The organism is Micromonospora sp. NPDC049662 (assembly GCF_040675055.1).
Taxonomy (GTDB): domain Bacteria; phylum Actinomycetota; class Actinomycetes; order Mycobacteriales; family Micromonosporaceae; genus Micromonospora.
The window spans coordinates 1-17,646 of the sequence record NZ_JBFAOC010000001.1 but is presented as its reverse complement, the minus strand read 5'-3'; the positions used below and the strand labels follow the sequence as shown (position 1 = coordinate 17,646).

At 70.3% G+C, this 17,646-nt stretch carries 15 protein-coding genes; 9 read left to right on the top strand and 6 right to left on the bottom strand.

Features of this window, described 5'->3' with window-relative positions; genetic code table 11:
* The first annotated feature begins 17 nt into the window (after positions 1 to 17).
* The gene (locus AB0J36_RS00075; protein WP_357172129.1) at positions 18 to 1,694 is read left to right on the top strand and encodes a ricin-type beta-trefoil lectin domain protein; all 1,677 of its coding nucleotides are present in this window, start codon (positions 18 to 20) and stop codon (positions 1,692 to 1,694) included.
* Positions 1,695 to 1,829: 135 nt separating this feature from the next.
* Here the strand turns inward: AB0J36_RS00075 and AB0J36_RS00070 are convergent, their stop codons facing one another.
* The gene (locus AB0J36_RS00070) at positions 1,830 to 2,855 is read right to left on the bottom strand and encodes a LacI family DNA-binding transcriptional regulator (protein ID WP_357121317.1); all 1,026 of its coding nucleotides are present in this window, start codon (positions 2,853 to 2,855) and stop codon (positions 1,830 to 1,832) included.
* A gap of 361 nt (positions 2,856 to 3,216) precedes the next feature.
* On the opposite strand from AB0J36_RS00070, the gene AB0J36_RS00065 reads away from it, so the two are divergent.
* From AB0J36_RS00065 to AB0J36_RS00050, 4 genes are read left to right on the top strand one after another with little or no spacing between them, the layout of a single operon-like run.
* Positions 3,217 to 4,572 (top strand): extracellular solute-binding protein, encoded by a 1,356-nt coding sequence (locus AB0J36_RS00065; protein ID WP_363659782.1) that lies wholly within the window; start codon positions 3,217 to 3,219, stop codon positions 4,570 to 4,572.
* Positions 4,569 to 5,540 (top strand): sugar ABC transporter permease, encoded by a 972-nt coding sequence (locus AB0J36_RS00060; protein ID WP_357121324.1) that lies wholly within the window; start codon positions 4,569 to 4,571, stop codon positions 5,538 to 5,540. The genes AB0J36_RS00065 and AB0J36_RS00060 overlap by 4 nt, the downstream gene beginning before the upstream one ends.
* Positions 5,537 to 6,361: a carbohydrate ABC transporter permease gene (locus AB0J36_RS00055; protein ID WP_355050051.1), complete on the top strand. Its 825-nt coding sequence runs from the start codon at positions 5,537 to 5,539 to the stop codon at positions 6,359 to 6,361. The genes AB0J36_RS00060 and AB0J36_RS00055 overlap by 4 nt, the downstream gene beginning before the upstream one ends.
* 3 nt (positions 6,362 to 6,364) lie before the next feature.
* Complete coding sequence (locus AB0J36_RS00050) at positions 6,365 to 7,519, top strand: serine hydrolase domain-containing protein (protein ID WP_363659779.1); 1,155 nt, start codon at positions 6,365 to 6,367, stop codon at positions 7,517 to 7,519.
* Between the two features lie 100 nt (positions 7,520 to 7,619).
* On the opposite strand, the gene AB0J36_RS00045 is transcribed toward AB0J36_RS00050, so the two are convergent.
* On the bottom strand, positions 7,620 to 9,032 hold the full coding sequence (locus AB0J36_RS00045) for an endo-1,4-beta-xylanase (RefSeq protein WP_357392737.1): 1,413 nt from the start codon (positions 9,030 to 9,032) through the stop codon (positions 7,620 to 7,622).
* A gap of 668 nt (positions 9,033 to 9,700) precedes the next feature.
* On the opposite strand from AB0J36_RS00045, the gene AB0J36_RS00040 reads away from it, so the two are divergent.
* The 3 genes from AB0J36_RS00040 to AB0J36_RS00030 are packed head-to-tail and all read left to right on the top strand — an operon-like array spanning position 9,701 to position 12,613.
* Positions 9,701 to 10,708, top strand: a complete 1,008-nt coding sequence (locus AB0J36_RS00040) for an ABC transporter permease (RefSeq protein ID WP_357121332.1) — start codon at positions 9,701 to 9,703, stop codon at positions 10,706 to 10,708.
* A 40-nt stretch (positions 10,709 to 10,748) separates the two neighbouring features.
* Complete coding sequence (locus AB0J36_RS00035) at positions 10,749 to 11,801, top strand: ABC transporter substrate-binding protein (protein WP_357172134.1); 1,053 nt, start codon at positions 10,749 to 10,751, stop codon at positions 11,799 to 11,801.
* Entirely contained in the window at positions 11,801 to 12,613 is an 813-nt protein-coding gene (locus tag AB0J36_RS00030; protein WP_357172135.1) for an ATP-binding cassette domain-containing protein, read from the top strand. Before AB0J36_RS00035 ends, AB0J36_RS00030 begins: the two co-directional genes overlap by 1 nt.
* Positions 12,614 to 12,706: 93 nt before the next feature.
* Here AB0J36_RS00030 and AB0J36_RS00025 read toward each other — a convergent pair whose 3' ends face one another.
* The gene (locus AB0J36_RS00025; RefSeq protein WP_357172136.1) at positions 12,707 to 13,402 is read right to left on the bottom strand and encodes a FadR/GntR family transcriptional regulator; all 696 of its coding nucleotides are present in this window, start codon (positions 13,400 to 13,402) and stop codon (positions 12,707 to 12,709) included.
* Between the two features lie 8 nt (positions 13,403 to 13,410).
* Positions 13,411 to 14,805: an enolase C-terminal domain-like protein gene (locus tag AB0J36_RS00020; RefSeq protein ID WP_357172137.1), complete on the bottom strand. Its 1,395-nt coding sequence runs from the start codon at positions 14,803 to 14,805 to the stop codon at positions 13,411 to 13,413.
* Between the two features lie 408 nt (positions 14,806 to 15,213).
* Between AB0J36_RS00020 and AB0J36_RS00015 the strand changes: the two genes are divergently transcribed.
* Complete coding sequence (locus tag AB0J36_RS00015; protein ID WP_357392738.1) at positions 15,214 to 15,708, top strand: N-acetyltransferase family protein; 495 nt, start codon at positions 15,214 to 15,216, stop codon at positions 15,706 to 15,708.
* Positions 15,709 to 15,778: 70 nt separating this feature from the next.
* On the opposite strand, the gene AB0J36_RS00010 is transcribed toward AB0J36_RS00015, so the two are convergent.
* Together AB0J36_RS00010 and AB0J36_RS00005 are read right to left on the bottom strand one after the other, a co-directional pair.
* Entirely contained in the window at positions 15,779 to 16,132 is a 354-nt protein-coding gene (locus AB0J36_RS00010) for a TraR/DksA C4-type zinc finger protein (protein ID WP_357121349.1), read from the bottom strand.
* Between the two features lie 37 nt (positions 16,133 to 16,169).
* Positions 16,170 to 17,117, bottom strand: a complete 948-nt coding sequence (locus tag AB0J36_RS00005) for an ion transporter (RefSeq protein ID WP_357392739.1) — start codon at positions 17,115 to 17,117, stop codon at positions 16,170 to 16,172.
* Between the last annotated feature and the right edge of the window lie 529 nt (positions 17,118 to 17,646).

Genomic DNA, 17,646 nt, shown 5'->3' with positions numbered 1-17,646 from the left:
CGAAAGGACGCTCCCGAATGAAGCGAATCCGAGCCCGTCACTGGGGGCGGGCAGCGGCGGCCGGGCTCCTCGTGGCCGCCGCCCTCGTGGGCCTGCGGGCACCCGGGGCCCAGGCGCTGGAGAACGGCGTCGCCCGGACACCCCCGATGGGGTGGAACAGCTGGAACTCCTTCGGTTGCAACATCAACGAAGGGTTGATCCGGCAGACCGCCGACGCGATGGTCAGCAACGGAATGCGCGATCTGGGCTACCAGTACGTCGTGGTCGACGACTGCTGGTTCAACCCGAACCGCGACAGCTCCGGCAACCTCCAGGGCGACCCGACCCGCTTCCCGAGCGGGATGAAGGCGCTCGGCGACTACCTGCACGCCCGGGGGCTGAAGTTCGGCCTCTACCAGGTGCCCGTCGACAAGACCTGCGCGCAGTACTTCAACAGCTACCCCGGCGCGACCGGCAGCCAGGGCCACGAGGCGCAGGACGCCCGGCAGTTCGCCGCCTGGGGCGTCGACTTCCTCAAGTACGACTGGTGCTCCCCGAACGGCAGCATCAACGACCAGGTCACCACGTTCGCCAAGATGCGCGACGCGCTGGCCGCGACCGGCCGGCCGATCGTCTACAGCATCAACTCCAACAGCATCCACGCCAAGACCGGCCCGCAGCGCAACTGGGGCGACGTGGCGAACATGTGGCGCACCACCGAGGACATCACCAACGCGTGGGACACCGGGCAGACCAACGGCTACCCGATGGGCATCCAGAACATCATCAACGTGACCGTCCCGCTGGCCTCGTACGCGCGCCCGGGTGGATTCAACGACCCGGACATGATGGAGGTCGGCCGGGGCGGCATGAACGACACCGAGATGCGCAGCCACTTCGCGATGTGGGCGATGATGGCGTCGCCGCTGATCGCCGGCAACGACGTCCGCAACATGAACGCCGCGACGCAGACGATCCTCAAGAACGCGAACCTGATCGGCATCAACCAGGACGCCCTGGGCTTGCAGGCCGGCCAGGTGTCGTTCGACGGCACCCGTCGCGTGCTGGCCAAGCGGCTGGCCAACGGTGACGTCGCGGTCGCGCTGTTCAACCAGAGCGGTTCGACGACGACGATCTCCACGACGGCCGCCGCCGTCGGCAAGTCCGGCAGCTCCTTCACCCTGGTGGACGCCTGGAGCAACACCACCAGCACGAGCACCGGCTCCATCTCCGCCAGCGTTCCGGCGCACGGCACGGTGGTGTACCGGGTCAGTGGCGGCGACACCAGCACCCCGCCGCCGACCACCCCGCCGCCGACCACCACGCCGCCGCCGACCACCTCCTTCGCGCTGTCGAGCGTTGCCTCCGGCCGCTGCCTGGACGTCCCGCAGAGCAACACCACGAACGGCACCCAGCCGGTGATCTGGGACTGCAACGGGGCCGCCAACCAGCGGTGGACGGCCAACGGGCAGACCCTCCAGGCGCTCGGCAAGTGTCTGGACGCGCCCACCAACGCCAGCGCCGGCAGCAAGGTCCAGATCTGGGACTGCAACGGCGGCGCCAACCAGCGGTGGACGTTCAACTCGAACGGCACGATCAGCGGAGCGTCGTCGGGCCTCTGTCTCGACGTCAACAACAACGCGACGGCCAACGGCACCACGGTGCTCCTGTGGACCTGCACCGGGGCCTCCAACCAACGCTGGACCCGGCGCTAGCCACACCGCGCTGACAGCTCGACAGGTCCGGACCGGGGCGGCACGGCCCCGGCCCGGACCTGTCGTCGTCCGGCCCCGTCGCGCCGGGCGCGGGCGTGTGCCGGTACGGGCCCGCCCGCGGCGGGGGTGCCCGGATCAGGAGGCGGGAGGCGCGAGGGACCGGCGTCGGCGCAGCGGCATCGCGACGAGCGACCGCTCGGCGGCCCCGCCGTCCAGGAGCAGTTCGACCGCGCGCCTCCCCATCTGCTCGTGCGGTAGCGCGGTGGTCGCGAGGCTGGGACGTAGCCAGGCGGCGATCGGATCGTCGTCGAACGAGATCACCGAGATGTCGTCCGGGACGGTCAGGCCCGCCTCGCCGAGTGCCTGGTAGGCGCCGAACGCCAGCCGGTCGTTCATGCAGATGATGGCGCTTGGTCGTTGGGTTCGGTTCAGCAGGGCGCGCGTGGCGGCGTAACCGTGCTCGGGCAGCCACTCGGTGCAGAAGGACTCCGCCAGGAGGGTGACGCCCGCGTCGCTCAGCGCCTGCTGGATGCCGTGCAGGCGGGCCCGAGCGGCGAGGGAGATCTCCTGGTCGCCCTCCTTGATCCGGTTGCGGCCGATGAGCGCGATGGCGTCGCGGTGACCGTACTCCAGCAGGGCGGTGGCGACCGCGCGACCGGCCCGGTCGTCGTCGGGAAGCACGCAGGGCAGATTGTCCGAGCTGGTGGCGTTGAGCAGCACCACCGGGCCGCCGAGGATGGCGGGGGGCACCGTGAGTCGCCGGGTGGCCATCGCCGCGTAGATCACCCCGTCGACCTGCCGGTCGAGCATGGCCTCGATGGCGTACTGCTCGAAGGTGGCATCGCCCTGCGTCTCGGTGATGAGCAGCACGTGGTCGCGTTCCCGGGCCGCGTCGAGCGCGCCGCGGATGAGGCCGCCGGCGAAGCGGGTGGTGGCGACGATGTCGGAGACGAACGCGATGGTCGCCGTCTTGCGGGTACGCAGGCTGCGTGCCGCCAGGTTGGGCCGGTAGCCCAGCTCCTCGGCGGCGGCGAACACGCGCTGGTGTGCCTCGGCCGAGAGCCGGGTGCCCTCCCTGCCGTTCAGCACCATCGACGCGGCGGTCTTGGACAGCCCGGCCCGCCGTGCGACGTCGGCCAGGGTTGCTCTGTTGCGGCCCATCTGTCCTCCGAATCAGGCGCGGCGCCACGGGCTCCCGCTCCCGCCCATCATGATGCGTCGGCGCACGGAGCCCGGCCCCGGTCGGGTCGGGCGTGGTGTGAACCCGATGTTTCCGGACCGTTGCCAGGTTGTCCTTGACAGCCTCCGGTGTCACGCGCATGCTCTGCTAAATCAGTTTAGCGGCCACTTTTGGCGCGTCGGTAGACGCCGTCGGTCGCTTGCTGAGTCGGTACGCGAGCGCGGCGGCGCGAGATGGTCACGGCGTACGTGTCGTGGCCGCTCGCCCGTCGCGAAGGTCCCGGTGGAGCCGTCGCGCGGCCGTGGGTCGTGGGACGCGCGGAGGAAACATAGGAGTCATGACATGGCACAAACGCTGACGACATTCCCGCGACGCGGCGCGCTGGTCCTCGGACCGCTGCTGGTGCTGGGGCTCGCCGCCACGGCGTGCAGCGCGCCCGGAGCCGACCGGTCGTCGACCGCCGGGCCCGACGCCGCCGTCAAGACGGACCTGGGCACCGGGCCGGTCACCCTCCAGATGTACGCGGAGACCGGCTTCCCGCTGGCCAAGGCGCTGGCCGACGAGTTCTCCAAGCAGCACCCGAACGTCACTTTCAATATCCGCGAGGACCAGTTCACGGTCATCGTGGAGAACGCCCCCCGCGTGATGGCCTCGGACAACGCGCCCGACATCATCCGGCTTCCCACGATGGTCGACCTCGTGAAGGACGACCTGCTCAAGAACCTCGACCCGTACGTCACCGCGTACGGCTGGGACAAGTTCCCCGCCTCGCAGCTCGTGCAGTTGCGCGTCGGCGACGAGACGCGGGGCGTGGGATCGCTCTACGGCATGGGGCTCGGCTACAGCGTCACCGGAGTCTTCTACAACAAGAAGCTGGCCGCCCAGGTCGGCATGACCCAGCCGCCGGCCACGGTCGCGGAGTTCGAGCAGGTGCTGGCGAAGGCGAAGACCAGCGGGGTCCAGCCGATCATGCAGTTCAACAAGAACACCGCGGGCATCAACTTCCCGCACCAAGCGCTGCAGAACCAGTTCGGCGACCCGGCGCAGGTCGCCGACTGGATCTTCCAGAAGCCGGGAGCCACCTTCGACACGCCGGCCGCGCTGAAGGCCACCCAGACCATCCAGAAGTGGGCGCAGGCCGGCTACTTCACCAAGGACGCCAACGCCCTGGACTACGCGGGCATGGTCGGGCAGTTCCAGAAGGGGAACGGTCTGTTCATGTTCAACGGCGACTGGGAGTCGGCGAACCTCGACAAGACGATGGCCGGCAACGTGGGCTTCTTCCTGTTCCCCGGCGAGGCGGCCGGCGCCAAGCACGTGGCGATGTCCGCCCCCAACACCTTCGGGGTCTCCGCCAAGGCCAAGAACCCGGACGCCGCCGCGTTCTTCCTCAACTGGGTCCACACCGACGCCAAGGCGCGGGAGATCGCCGTGACGGTCGGCGGGTCCAGCCCGGGTGGCCCGAGCGACCTTCCGGTGCCGGCCGCCGCCCCGAACACCGTGCTGGCCGAGACCCTCAAGGCGGCGCAGCAGCTCGGGGCCGAGAACGGCGCGGTCGACTTCACCGCGAACGCGACCGGCGGCATCTTCGCCGCCGCGATCACGCCCGAGATGCAGAAGCTGGTCGCCGGCCAGCAGACGCCCGAGGGGTACGTCAAGGCGGTCCAGGCCGAGTACGAGAAGGAACTGTCCCGATGACGTCTGCCCTCGGCAGCGCACCACCAGGGCGGGACGGCCGGGCGTCGTCCGTGGGTCGTCCCGCCCGTCCCGCGTCCGCGCGGGCCCACCGACGCCGGTGGGCACGCGCGGCCGGGACCGGCTGGTTGTTCGTCCTGCCCGCCTTCGTGATGTACGCGGTCTTCGTCCTGCGGCCCCTCGCCCTGACCGTCCAGTACTCGCTCTACGACTGGAACGGGATCGGGGTCGCCCGCTGGGCGGGCCTGGACAACTACGTCACGGTCTTCACCGACAGCGACCTACTGAAGATCATCTCCAACGCGATCATCCTGATCGTCTTCTTCAGCCTCATCCCGGTCGCGCTCGGGTTGCTGGTGGCGAGCGTGGTCCGCCGGATCACCACCGGCGCGTTCGGCACCGTGGTCCGGACGATCCTGTTCCTGCCCCAGGTCATTCCCCTGGTGGCGGCCGGCATCGCGTGGAGTTGGCTGCTCTCGACCAACGGTCTGGTCAACCAGGTGCTGCGCGCCGTCGGGCTCGGTGGCGTGGCCCGCGCCTGGCTGGGCGACTTCGACACGGCGCTGCCCGCCGTCGGGGTGATCGGGGCGTGGGTCCTGCTCGGCCTCTGCACGATCCTGCTGGTGACCGGCATGAGCAAGATCGATCCGGCGCTCTACGAGGCCGCCCGGCTGGACGGCGCGGGGCCGGTCCGCGAGTTCCTCGCGGTCACCCTGCCCAGCCTGCGTCAGGAGATCGGGGTCTGCCTCACCGTCACGATCATCGCCGCGTTGGCCAGCTTCGACATCGTCTACATCTCCACCAGCGGCGGACCGGGACTGCAGACCACCGTCCCCGGTCTGGAGATCTACCGGCTGGCCTTCTCGCAGCGTCAGGTGGGGTTGGCCTCGGCGCTCGCGGTCGTACTGATGCTTCTGGTGCTGGCCTTCGTGCTGCCGATCCAGCGACTGACCCGGGGGGAGAAGCCGTGAACCTGAGCCGACGTGAGCAGCTGACCGGTCGGGTCTTCCTGATCGCCCTGATCCTGGTGACCCTGCTGCCGTTCGTCAGCATGCTCTCGGCCGCCCTGCAACCGCGCGGCACCGTGCCCGACGGTCTGGCCTGGCCGTCCGACCCGCAGTGGGGCAACTTCGCCGACGCGTTCACCGCCGCCAACATGGGCGCACTGCTGCGCTCCAGCCTGCTCATCGTGGCGGGCGTCGTACCGGTGTCCGTGCTCATCGCCACCATGGCCGGTTTCGGGCTGGGTCAGTTGCGGGTGCCCGGCGGCCGGCTCGTCTTCGGTCTGCTGCTGCTCGGCCTCACGCTGCCCTTCGAGGCCGTCGTCACCCCGCTCTACTACCAGATGCAGGACCTCGGTCTGCTCAACACCCGGTGGGCCATCATCCTGCCGCTGATCGGCCTCTACATGCCGTTCGCGGTGTTCTGGATGCGCGCCCACTTCACCAACGTGCCGGTCGAGCTGTCCGAGGCCGCCCGGGTGGACGGCAGCAGCACCTGGCAGCTGTTCTGGCGGGTCCAGGTGCCGCTGGCCCGCCCCGCCATCGCGTCGCTGACGATCCTGATGTTCCTCTGGACGTGGAACCAGTTCCTGCTCGCGATCGTGCTGGTCGACGACGCCACCAAACGCACGATGGCCGGAGCGCTCGGCGCGTTCCAGGGCCAGTGGGGCACCGACCTGGTGCTGCTGTGCGCTGGCTCGCTGCTGATCCTCACACCTACCCTCATCGTGTTCCTGATCTTCCAGCGACAGTTCATCAAGGCCCTGATCCAGGGCTCACTGAAGGGATAGGCAGTGGCCACGCAGCCGCAGATCCACGGCGACGTCGACGAGCGCTACGGGCGCGTCGCCGACGCGTTCCGCGACAACTTCACCCTCCGCGGTGAGGTCGGCGCCGCGGTCACCCTCTACGTGCGGGGTCGCAAGGTCGTCGACCTGTACGGCGGTCTGGCCGACACCCGCACCGGACGCCCCTGGACGGCGCACACGCCGGTCGTCGTCTTCTCCTGCACCAAGGGGGTCCTGGCGATCTGCGCGTACCTGCTCGCCCAGCAGGGGCGCCTCGACCTCGACGCGCCCGTGACGCGCTACTGGCCGGAGTTCGGCCAGCACGGCAAGGCCGACATCCCCGTACGGTGGCTGCTCACCCACCAGTCCGGCCTGCCGGCGCTGGACCGGCCGCTGACCCTCGACGAGGTGCTCGCGTGGGATCCGGTCATCACGGCGATCGAGGCGCAGACCCCGCTGTGGGAGCCGGGTACGGCGCACAGCTACCACTCGATGACCTACGGGTGGCTCGTCGGCGAGGTCATCCACCGCGTCAGCGGTCAGCTCCCCGGCGCGTACTTCCGCGACACCGTCGCCGGCCCGCTGGGACTGCGTACCTGGCTCGGGCTGCCCGCTGCCGAGCGCGACGGCGTCGCCTGGAATCTGGCCCCACCACCGGACGCCGATCCCTTCGTCGACCCGGTCGCCGAACGGGGGATCACCATGGGCGGCGCGTTCGCCTTCCCCGCCGACGCCGACGGTCTGGTCAGCTTCAACGACCCGGACATCCAGGCGGCCGGCATTCCGGGCGCGGGAGCGGTGAGCACCGCGGGCGGCCTCGCGCGCCTCTACGCGGCCTGCGTGTCCGACGTGGGCGATGGACCCCTGCTCACCCGGGCCTCGGTCGACGACGCGGTCGTCGTCCGCTCACGGGGCCAGCAACGGCACGGCCCGCCCGACACCGGCCAGCGCTGGGGCACCGGTTTCCTGCTGCACTCCGAGCCGGCCCGGCCGCTGCTGGGGGAGCACAGCTTCGGCCACGACGGGGCCGGCGGCAACCTCGCCTTCGCCGACGCGTACCACGAGGTGGGGTTCGGCTACGTGGTCAACCAGATGTACGGCGCGGGCGACGAGCGCGCCAACCGGCTCACCGCCGCGGTCCGCTCCTGCCTCGACGCCTGACGCGGGGTAGGCGCACCCCCATGACGGCGAGCACCCCCGGGGCGCGCGGTGGTCCGCGCGGCCCCGGGGGCGCTCAGGGGGTGAGCTGAGAGGGGACGGGTCAGCTCGCGGTGCAGGTAGGAGTCGCGGACGGACCGGCGCCGGTGCCCTGGAAACCGAACTCCGTGCTGCCGCCCGCACCGATCTGGCCGTTGTAGTCGACGTTGCGGAAGTCCACCGCACCCGAGGAGCCGCTGGCCTGCGCGCTCCACGTGTTGGTGATGGCGGCGCCCGAGGGCAGCGTGATCCGGACCGACCAACCCCGTACGGCCGTCGAGCCGGCGTTGACCTTGACCGTGGCGACGAAGCCACCGTTCCAGGAGTTCAGCGACACCGAGGCGGTGCAGCCGCTACCGGTGGGCGGAGGAGTGGTCGGCGGCGGCGTCGTGGGCGGGGGAGTGGTCGGCGGAGGGGTGGTGGGCGGCGGCGTGGTCGGGGTGCCGGTGCCCGCGTTGAGGGCGTTGAGGACGGAGGTGTACGCCGCCTTCTTGTTGCCCGACCGGTCGAACAGCAGCGGGTTGTCGTTACTGCGCCACGAGTCGCTGTCCCGTACGCCCCACACCGTGATGCCGGTGCAGCGGGCGATGGCCATGCAGGCCCGGGTCACCTGGGCGTAGGCGTTGGCCTGGTTGGAGCCCTGGGCGATGTCCAGCTCGGTGATCTGGACGTCGACGCCGAGGTCGGCGAAGCGCTGCAGGTTGGCCTGGTAGTCACCCGGCACCGAGGTGCCCAGGTGGGACTGGAAGCCGACGCAGTCGATCGGCACGCCGCGGGACTTGAAGTCGCGGACCATGTTGTAGATGCCGGTGGACTTCGCGTTGATGCCGTCGGTGTTGTAGTCGTTGTAGCAGAGCTTGGCGCCCGGGTCGGCGGCGCGGGCGGCCCGGAACGCCACCTCGATCCAGTCGTTGCCGGTGCGCTGCAGGTTCGAGTCGCGTCGACCGCCGCTGCCGCCGTCGGCGAACGCCTCGTTCACCACGTCCCACGCGTAGATCTTGCCCCGGTAGTGGGTGGCGACCTGGGTGACGTGGTTGATGGCGGCGTTGCGCAGCGCGGTGCCGGACATGCCCTGCGCCCAACCCGGCTGCTGCTGGTACCACAGCAGCGTGTGGCCGCGGACGATCATGCCGTGCGACTGGGCGTGGGCGACGATCTGGTCCCCGCCGCTGTAGTTGAACCGGCCCTGCTGCGGCTCGGTGGCGTCCCACTTCATCTCGTTCTCGGGAGTGAGCTGGTTGAACTCCCGGTTCACGATGCCAGCGAACTGGCTGTCGGACAGCTTGAAGGCCGGTACCGCGGCGCCGTAGTAGCGGCCCTTCTCGGCCGCCGAGGCGCCCAGCGTGGTGCCGGCGTTGGCGGCCGAGGTCACCGCCACCGTCGCGGCGACCGCCGCGAGGGTGGCCGCGAGCGGCACCAGCACCCGACGGCCCCGGAGGAGGGGTCGCGGTGTGCGTTCGTCGGGGATCTTGTCCATGGTCCTGCCTTTCGACAAATGATGGCGGCGGAGTCGAGGTCGGGCGGCCCGATCGGCGAAGGGCTGCCGGGGGTCGTGCGGGGCGAGATTCGGCGGTGCCCGGGATGGTCCGACGGGTCGACAACGGTGCTGCCTGCGGGGTAAACGTCACAATGGACTGCCGCGTGCGCGGACGCGGGAATGACGTACGCCGGACAGGTGTGGCTCGGACAGCTCACCGGCCGTCGACCGGGTCGTGGGACCCGATGCCCTTCGAGGTGCCGGTGGTTCCGAACGGGAGGGACGTGCCCTCGACTCCTTGGCGGAACATAGCATGTTATCGATAACATGCTCAAGGCGACCGGTGGCCGTGCGGCAGACCCCTCCGTTGACGACGTCGGTCGCCGTCCCGGACCGGACACGGTTAGCGGGTCTTTTGGTCGGACGTATCGTGCCCGAGGTGCGAATAACGATGCCACAACATGCCGGTAAGACCTTGGCAACACGAGTGTGACCATGGCAAGGTAACGCCTGATCATTGCAAACATCTGATCTATCGTGCGGGCGCTACGGGGCGTGGCCCGTGCGTGACTTCCTGGGGAGGTCCGGTTGCGAGCGAGAGCGTCAATCACCGGCGGCGGCGCGTGCCGAGCCGGGCGAGACACAGTGGACGACGGCCGGGCCCGGCGATGAGCGCCGTCGAGGCGACCGACCAGGCCCACGGCGGCGCGCTCAACGACTGGTTGCGCGAGCGGATCTCCCACGCGCTGTCCGAGTTCACCGCCGCGACCGCGCTCGTCGTCCTGTTCGTCGCGCTGAGCTTCGCCAGTCCCTACTTCCTGACGGCCGACAACCTGTTCAACATCGGCGCGCAGACCGCGGTGATCGCCATCATCGCCGCCGCGCAGACGATGGTCATCATCACCAAGGGAATCGACCTGTCGGTCGGTTCGGTCGCCGCGCTCGCCGGCGTGGCCGGCGCGATGGTCGTACGGGACCTGGGCTTTCCGCTCCTCGCGGCCACGGCGGTCGCGATCGGTGTCGGCGCTCTGGCGGGACTGCTGAACGGGTTGCTGGTCACCGTCGCCCGGATACCCCCGTTCATCGCGACGCTGGGAACGATGTCGGTCGGCCGAGGACTGGTCTTCATCATCACCGGCGCGGTCGGCGTCTACGGGCTGCCCAAGTCGTTCCAGCTGCTCGGCAACGGCGAGATCATCGGCATTCCGTTCGCGGTCGTGATCACCGCCCTGGTCGCCGTCGGGGTCGCCTTCCTGCTCTCGCAGACCCGCTTCGGGCAGTACACCTACGCGATGGGCTCCAACCTGGAGGCCGCCCGCCGCTCGGGCATCGCGGTGGGGCGCTACCTGACCTACGTGTACGTCCTGGCGGGTGTCCTGGTCGGCCTCGGCGGCATGATCGCCGCCTCCCGGGTCAACTCCGGGCAGCCGAACTACGGCATCTCGCTGGAACTCGACGTCATCGCCGCGGCGGTCATCGGCGGCGCCAGCCTATTCGGCGGGCAGGGCCGGATCGTCGGGACCATCATCGGCGCCTTCCTCATCGCCCTGGTCCGCAACGGCGCCGTCCTGCTCGACATCAGCATCCACTACCAGCAGGTGATCGTCGGCCTGATCATCTGGGCTGCCGTCTACTTCGACCAGTACCGCCGTCGGCGGCTGGAGTCACGGGGCTGATCTGCCGTTCCCGCAGCTCACCAGAGGAAGGACGCACACCATGGCACACACCACCATCCGCCGACGTCCCCGGGGTCACCTCCTGCGCGCGCAGGCCGTCCTCGCCGCCGCCGTGGCGGCGGCGCTGCTCAGCGCCTGCGGCGGAGTCGAGGTCCGCGACGGAGGCGACGGCGCGACCAAGGACGCCTCCGGGCCGCTGAAGCTCGCCGTCGTGCCCAAGGCCGTCGGGGCCGACTACTGGAACACGGTGAAGGCGGGCGCCGAGTGCGCCGCGCAGCGCGCCGGCAACGTCACCGTCCAGTGGGACGGGGTGACCACCGAGACCGACGTCGAGGGTCAGGTCAACCTGATCCAGAACTTCGTCACCAAGAAGGTCGACGGGATCGTCTACGCGGCCACCGACTCCCGCGCGCTGGCACCCGCCACCGACCAGGCGATCGGCGCGAACATCCCGGTCGCGATGATCGACTCGGGCACCAGCCCGCAGCCGTCGAGCGTGCCGCTCTTCGCCACCGACAACAAGGCCTCGGCCGTCGAGGCGGCCAAGCTGCTCGCCACCGAGCTGGGCTCCGGCAACCACGACGTGGCGCTGGTGGAGTTCCAGCCCGGCTCGCAGACCAACACCGAGCGGGTCGACGGCTTCAAGGAGGGCCTCAAGCAGTTCCCCAACCTCAAGCTGGTCGGCCAGCAGCCCAGCCGCAGCGACGTCAACGAGGCGCGGCGGGTCACCGAGAACATCCTCACCGCGAACCCCAACCTCGCCGGCATCTTCGCCGCCAACGAGCCGAGCGTGCTCGGCGCGGCGCAGGCCATCCAGGCGGCGGGCAAGTCCGGCAAGGTGGTCATCATCGGTTGGGACGCTGCCCCGGACGAGATCGCCGGACTGCGCAACGGCCAGATCTCGGCGCTGGTCGTGCAGAATCCCTTCAAGATGGGCTACTTCGGCGTCGACAAGATGGTCAAGCACCTCCGGGACAAGGCGCCGCTGGCGTCGGCGGACACCGGCGTCACCTTCGTCACCAAGAAGAACATCGACTCGCCGGAGATCAAGGCGGTGCTCGAGCCCAGCTGCGCCAACCCCCCGGTGCAGTGATGGCGACGACCTCCGCGCCGACGACCGACAACGACCAGCGGCGGTCTCCCGAGGAGCCGCCGGTGCTCGAAGCCCGGGGGATCGTCAAGCGGTTCGGCCACGTCGAGGCGCTGCGCGGCGCCGACTTCACGGTCCACCGGGGCGAGGTCGTCGCCCTCATCGGTGACAACGGCGCCGGCAAGAGCACGCTGGTCAAGACGCTCTCCGGCGTGCACGCGCCGGACGAGGGCGAGATCCGGGTCGGTGGCCGCCCGGTCCACTTCTCGACTCCGGTGGACGCCCGGCGCGCGGGGGTGGAGACCGTCTACCAGGATCTCGCGGTCGCCGACGACCTCAGCGTCGCCGCCAACCTCTACCTCGGGCGGGAGATCCTGCGGTCCGGGCCGCTCGGTCGGCTGGGGCTGCTCGACAAGCGCGCCATGCGCCACGGCGCAGCCGTGGCGCTCGACGAGTTGGGCGTACGGATCCCACGGGTCACCACGCCGATCGCGATGCTGTCCGGCGGGCAGCGGCAGTGCGTCGCGGTGGCACGGGCGATCATCTGGGCGACGAACGTGGTCATCCTCGACGAGCCCACCGCGGCGCTGGGCGTCGTGCAGACCGAGCGGGTGCTCGACGTGGTGCGGCGGGCTCGTGCGGCGGGCATGTCGGTGGTGCTGGTGAGCCACAACATGCCGCAGGTTCTGGAGATCGCCGACCGGGTGGAGGTGCTGCGTCTCGGCCGGCGGGCGGCTCGGCTGCGTGCCGACGAGGTCAGCACCGACGATCTGGTCGCGGCGATGACCGGAAGCAAGGGCTCGGAGCGGGACTAGGGCGGGGGGTCGCCCGCCCGTGAGCGCGCGCGGTGCACCGGGAACGGTGCCACCGACGAGCGGCACGGGCGGGCGATCAATCGACGGCGGCGGTCAGCCCTCGTCGGGCAACCCCTGGAGCGACTCCTCCACACCGATCAGGTGGTTGGCCATCCGGGTGCGGGCCCGCTCCGGGTCGCGCGCCCGGAGGGCCTTCAGGATCGCCACGTGCTCGTCGTGGGTACGCCGGTCCGCGCCCTCCTCGTGCAGGCTCCGCCAGAGCCGCCCGCGCAGGGTGCGCCCGGCGAACGCCTCGATCAGGCCGATGAGCACCGGGTTGTCGGCCTGTGCGGCGATGATCCGGTGGAACGCGATGTCGATTTCCATGATGCGCTCGTGGTCCTGCGGTGACCGGCCGGCGATCCGGGCCGCCTCGTCGAGCAGTTCGGCGGCCTGCGCCAGGGCCTCGTCGGTGATCCTGGTCGCGGCCAACCGGGCGGCCTCGCATTCGAGCAGGCGGCGGACGGTGTGGATGTGCCGTCCGTCGCCCTGCCCCTGGAAGTCGACCACGAAGCCCATCGGGGCCAGCAGTTGCGGCGCGTCGAGGTTCGTGACGTACGTGCCGTCACCCTGGCGGATGTTGACGATGCCGAGGATCGACAGCGCGGACATCCCCTCGCGCAGGGAGCCCCGCGAGACGCCGAGGGATTCGGCGAGGTCCTTCTCGATGGGCAGCCGGTCCCCGGGCTTGAACGTCCCTTCCAGGATCATCCGCTTGATGCCGTTCACGACCTCGTCGGTGCGGGACATGACACCTCCTAGCGGCCGGCGGGGGTGGCGGCTCCACCCGCGATGACGTACGGCTCCGGAGATGACACGGTAGCCGCCTCGGTCGAGGCCCAGTAGCGGCCGTCCGGGAACCGGTACCGTTCGATCGACTCGGGGTGCATACGGGTGGAGTAGCCGGGCGCGTGGGGCAGGACGTATCCGCTGCCCCAACCGGTGTCCCGGATGACGCACGGATCGGTGAAGTGCTCGTGCAGGTGGTCGACGAACTCGGTGACGCGGCCGGTGAGATCCCCCGACACCGCGACGTAGTCGAGCACCGACACGTGTTGGACCATCTCGCAGAGCCCGACGCCGCCCGCGTGCGGGCACACCGGGACGCCGAACTTCGCGGCGAGCAGCAGCACCGCGACAATCTCGTTGACGCTGGCCAGCCGGCCGGTGTCCAACTGGCAGAAGTCGATGGCCTCGGCCTGGAAGAGCTGCTTGAACATCACCCGGTTGTGGCAGTGCTCGCCGGTGGCGACGCCGACGGGAGCGACGGCGCGGCGCACGGCCGCGTGGCCCAGGATGTCGTCCGGGCTGGTCGGCTCCTCAATCCACAGTGGGGTGAAACGGGCCAGCGCCCTGACCCACTCGATGGCCTGGTCGACGTCCCACACCTGGTTGGCGTCGAGCATCAGGTTGCGGTCCGGGCCGAGGATCTCCCGGGCGATGGTGCACCGGCGGATGTCGTCGTCGAGGTCGGCGCCCACCTTGAGCTTGACGTAACCGTAGCCGGAGTCGACGGCCTCCTGGCATAGCCGGCGCAGCTTGTCGTCGCCGTACCCGAGCCAGCCCGCCGAGGTGGTGTAGGCCGGGTAGCCGGTGCGGGCCAGCTCGGCGAGGCGGTCGGCCTTCGTGCTCTGCTGTGCCCGCAGGATGGCCAGCGCCTCGTCCCGGGTCAGCGCGTCGGACAGGTAACGCAGGTCCGCGATGTCGACGAGTTGTTCGGGGGACATGTCGGTGAGCAGCCGCCACAGCGGCTTGTCGGCCAGTCGCGCGACCAGATCCCAGGCCGCGTTCAGCACGGCCGCCAGGGACAGGTGGACGACGCCCTTCTCCGGGCCGAGCCAGCGCAGCTGGGTATCGGAGGTGAGCAGGCGGTAGACCGCGCCCATGTCGGCGGCCATCGTGGCGACGTCCAGGCCGACCAGGCGGTGGGCCTGGTGGGCCGCCGCCGCCACGACGATGTCGTTGCCCCGACCGATGGTGAAGGTGAGGCCGTGACCCGCCAGCGGTACGCCGGCGCTGTCGACGCCGTCGGTGTGCAGGATGACGTAGGCCGCCGAGTAGTCGCCGTCCTTGTTCATGGCGTCGGACCCGTCAGCGGTCAGCGAGGTGGGAAAGCGGACGTCCTCGACGGTGACGCCAGTGATCTGCGGCATGCGCTCCTCGCCCGGCTCGGCTAAAGATCAGATGATCATTCGGAGTATACGGAGGGCGGTTTGGATGCGTCAACGACGCCGTGGGGCCTATACGCATAGACATCCAACGTTTCCTCGCGCTCTCCGCGACGGACCGCGCCGGTTGCTCGCGGCGGCTCACGCCGTTGCGGTCCGGTTGCGGTAAGGGAACCTGCGAGTTGCGGGGAAGGTTCGACGTTCACAATCGCGGCCGGTTGAACCGACGCGGCGAGCTGCCACCATCGAATTGATACATCACATCTTTCGACGAGCGGACGCCGGGACGTGCGGGACGCCGGTGAGCGCGGCGGAAGGCCGGTGTCCCCGCACGGTACAACTGTCTGACACACCAGACCCGCGACATCATGGAGAGAAGATCGGAGCCCACCCGTGGCCGAGACGACCCTGCGACCGATGAGCCCCGGCGACGCGGACCGCGTCCTGGCGATCTACCAACTCGGCCTCGACGGCGGCGACGCCAGCTTCGAGGTCACCGCACCGACCTGGGCGGCGTTCGACGCCAGCCGGATCGCCGCGCACCGGTTCGTGGCGGTCGCCGACGGCCTCGTCCTCGGCTGGGTCGCCGTCACGCGGACGTCGAGCCGTCCGGTCTACGCCGGCGTCGTCGAGCACTCCGTCTACGTCGACCCGGCGGCTCAGGGGCGCGGGGTCGGCCGGCTGTTGCTCGACGCGCTGATCACCTCGACCGAGGGCGCCGGCATCTGGACGATCCAGTCCGGCATCTTCCCCGAGAACACCGCCAGCCTGGCCCTGCACCGCCGGGCCGGCTTCCGGGTCATCGGCGTACGCGAACGGATCGGCCGCCACCGCGACCGCTGGCGTGACGTCGTGCTGCTGGAACGCCGCAGTCCCACCGTCGTCTGACCGGAACCCGTCCGTGCGCGGACACCCCCGCGGCGTCCGCCGGGCACCGGGTCCGCGGGCGTCGCCACCGTCACCGTCGGCTGGCGCAGGCGACGCAGGTACGCGCCGACGGGCGAGCCGCGAGCCGTTCGGCGGGGATCGGGCGGGAGCACCGTTCGCAGACGCCGTAGGTGCCCGCCGCGACGCGGCTCAGCGCCTCGTCCAGTTCGGCGACGCGTCGACGGGCCGCGGCCAGCACGGCGCTCAGTTGTGCCCGCTCGAACGCGATCGTGCTGCCCTCGGGGTCGTGTTCGTCGTCGGCGTTCGAGGACCGGGACGCCTCGAACAGGCTCCGCAGGTCGCCCTCGAGCGCGGCGATCTCGGCGGTGGTCTCGTCGCGTCGACGGTGCAGATCCGCACGAATCGCGCTGGGGTCGGTGTCCATGACGGTTCCACGCTACGCGCGGGGAACGATCGCGGGGTCAGCGTTCGGAGCGCACCTGGACGCGATGCGGCCGGCCGTGCCCGTCCTCCCGGTCGATCCGCAACTCCCGCTCCAACTCGCCGATGACCGCGCGCAGGTCGTCCAGCCGCTGGGTGAGCGCGATGCGGTCCACCTCGTCGGGGATGCCGTCACCGTCCTCGTCGTAGCCGGGGGCCAACCGCTCGGTCATCTCCAGACGACGGGCCTCCTCCATGGAGTTCACGATGACCGCGATGAGGATGTTGAGCAGCAGGTTGACGGTGATCACCACGTAGCTGACGTAGTAGAGCAGCGTCCACGGCGAGATGGCCAGCCCCTGCTCGATGAGGTCCGGCAGCGTCTCCAGCGACAGCAGCACGAACAGCGTCAGCAACGACCTGCCGATGTCCCCGTACTCGTCGGGATACCGGTCGCCGAAGATCAGCCAGCCGGCCATCCCGTACACGTAGAGCGTCACCACGGCCAGCGCGAGGAATCCGGTGACGCCGGGCAGACTGCGCCACAGCGCGGAGACGATGGTCCGCAGGCCCGGCGAGAACCGCACCAGCCGGACCATCCGGGCGACCCGCACCACGCGCAACAGCGCCGCGTCGCCGTGCAGGCCCGGAACGAAGATGGCGGCGATCACGAGGAAGTCGAAGACGTTCCAACCGTGCCGGAAGAAGTCCTGTGGACGCCGGCCGTACGCGGCCAACCGGACGCCGATCTCGATGGTGAAGACGGCGCGGAAGAACAGCTCCAGCCCGTGCAGCGCGCCGCTCGCGGGGAACAGCCCCTCGTACGTCTCCACACCGAGGACGATCCCGTTGGCGAGGATGACGACGACGATGCCGATCTCAAAGGGACGCGACCGGGCGAGCCGCGCGCAGGCGTCGGCGACCGTGGGCCGGCGACGGTCGGGGCGTGACCGATCACCTCGCTGCGCGGGAGCGGGCGCACCGCTCACCAGGCGGCCGATCTGTCGGAGCGTGCCAGGGTCACCGCCAGGACCCACCCTTGGTCGTGGTGGCGGCGCGGAAGCATGGCGACCACCCTAGGCCGCGTTTTCAAAGGTCCACAACCATTGGCGTAGCGCGGTGATAGTGACGGTGGCCTGGAACGACTGACAGCTGGGCTTACCGGAGCCCAGGTGACGGTCCTGGACGTTCTCGATCTCGCACCGAAGGTACGTTCTCGTACCGACCGAGTGGACGTTGGACTTCGCGACGCCGCAGGGCAGGGCCGGCAGCCCGCAGTTCGCCCAGACCGACCTGGCGCGCTGCGACGGCGACCGCCACAGGTTCTGCGCTACCTCCCGCACGAGCGCGAGGACGCCCTCATGCGCGAGCTGGGGCTCACCGGCTGACGGTCCATGGCGAACACGTCGTGGGGGCGCCGCCCGGGGGGGGGGGGCGGCGCTGGCTGGGGGGGCGCGCGCCCGGCCGGGCCCGCCCCCCCCCGCCCGCCCCACCACACCGTCGTCCGCCCCGAAACCC

Excerpts from the sequence above, each read along its gene's own strand:
- AB0J36_RS00070 (WP_357121317.1), bottom strand. The coding sequence starts at position 2,855 with ATGGGCCGCAACAGAGCAACCCTGGCCGACGTCGCACGGCGGGCCGGG.
- AB0J36_RS00010 (WP_357121349.1), bottom strand. The coding sequence starts at position 16,132 with ATGGACACCGACCCCAGCGCGATTCGTGCGGATCTGCACCGTCGACGC.
- AB0J36_RS00075 (WP_357172129.1), top strand. The coding sequence starts at position 18 with ATGAAGCGAATCCGAGCCCGTCACTGGGGGCGGGCAGCGGCGGCCGGG.
- AB0J36_RS00040 (WP_357121332.1), top strand. The coding sequence starts at position 9,701 with ATGAGCGCCGTCGAGGCGACCGACCAGGCCCACGGCGGCGCGCTCAAC.
- AB0J36_RS00020 (WP_357172137.1), bottom strand. The coding sequence starts at position 14,805 with ATGCCGCAGATCACTGGCGTCACCGTCGAGGACGTCCGCTTTCCCACC.
- AB0J36_RS00025 (WP_357172136.1), bottom strand. The coding sequence starts at position 13,402 with ATGTCCCGCACCGACGAGGTCGTGAACGGCATCAAGCGGATGATCCTG.
- AB0J36_RS00045 (WP_357392737.1), bottom strand. The coding sequence starts at position 9,032 with ATGGACAAGATCCCCGACGAACGCACACCGCGACCCCTCCTCCGGGGC.
- AB0J36_RS00060 (WP_357121324.1), top strand. The coding sequence starts at position 4,569 with ATGACGTCTGCCCTCGGCAGCGCACCACCAGGGCGGGACGGCCGGGCG.
- AB0J36_RS00030 (WP_357172135.1), top strand. The coding sequence starts at position 11,801 with ATGGCGACGACCTCCGCGCCGACGACCGACAACGACCAGCGGCGGTCT.
- AB0J36_RS00035 (WP_357172134.1), top strand. The coding sequence starts at position 10,749 with ATGGCACACACCACCATCCGCCGACGTCCCCGGGGTCACCTCCTGCGC.
- AB0J36_RS00065 (WP_363659782.1), top strand. The coding sequence starts at position 3,217 with ATGGCACAAACGCTGACGACATTCCCGCGACGCGGCGCGCTGGTCCTC.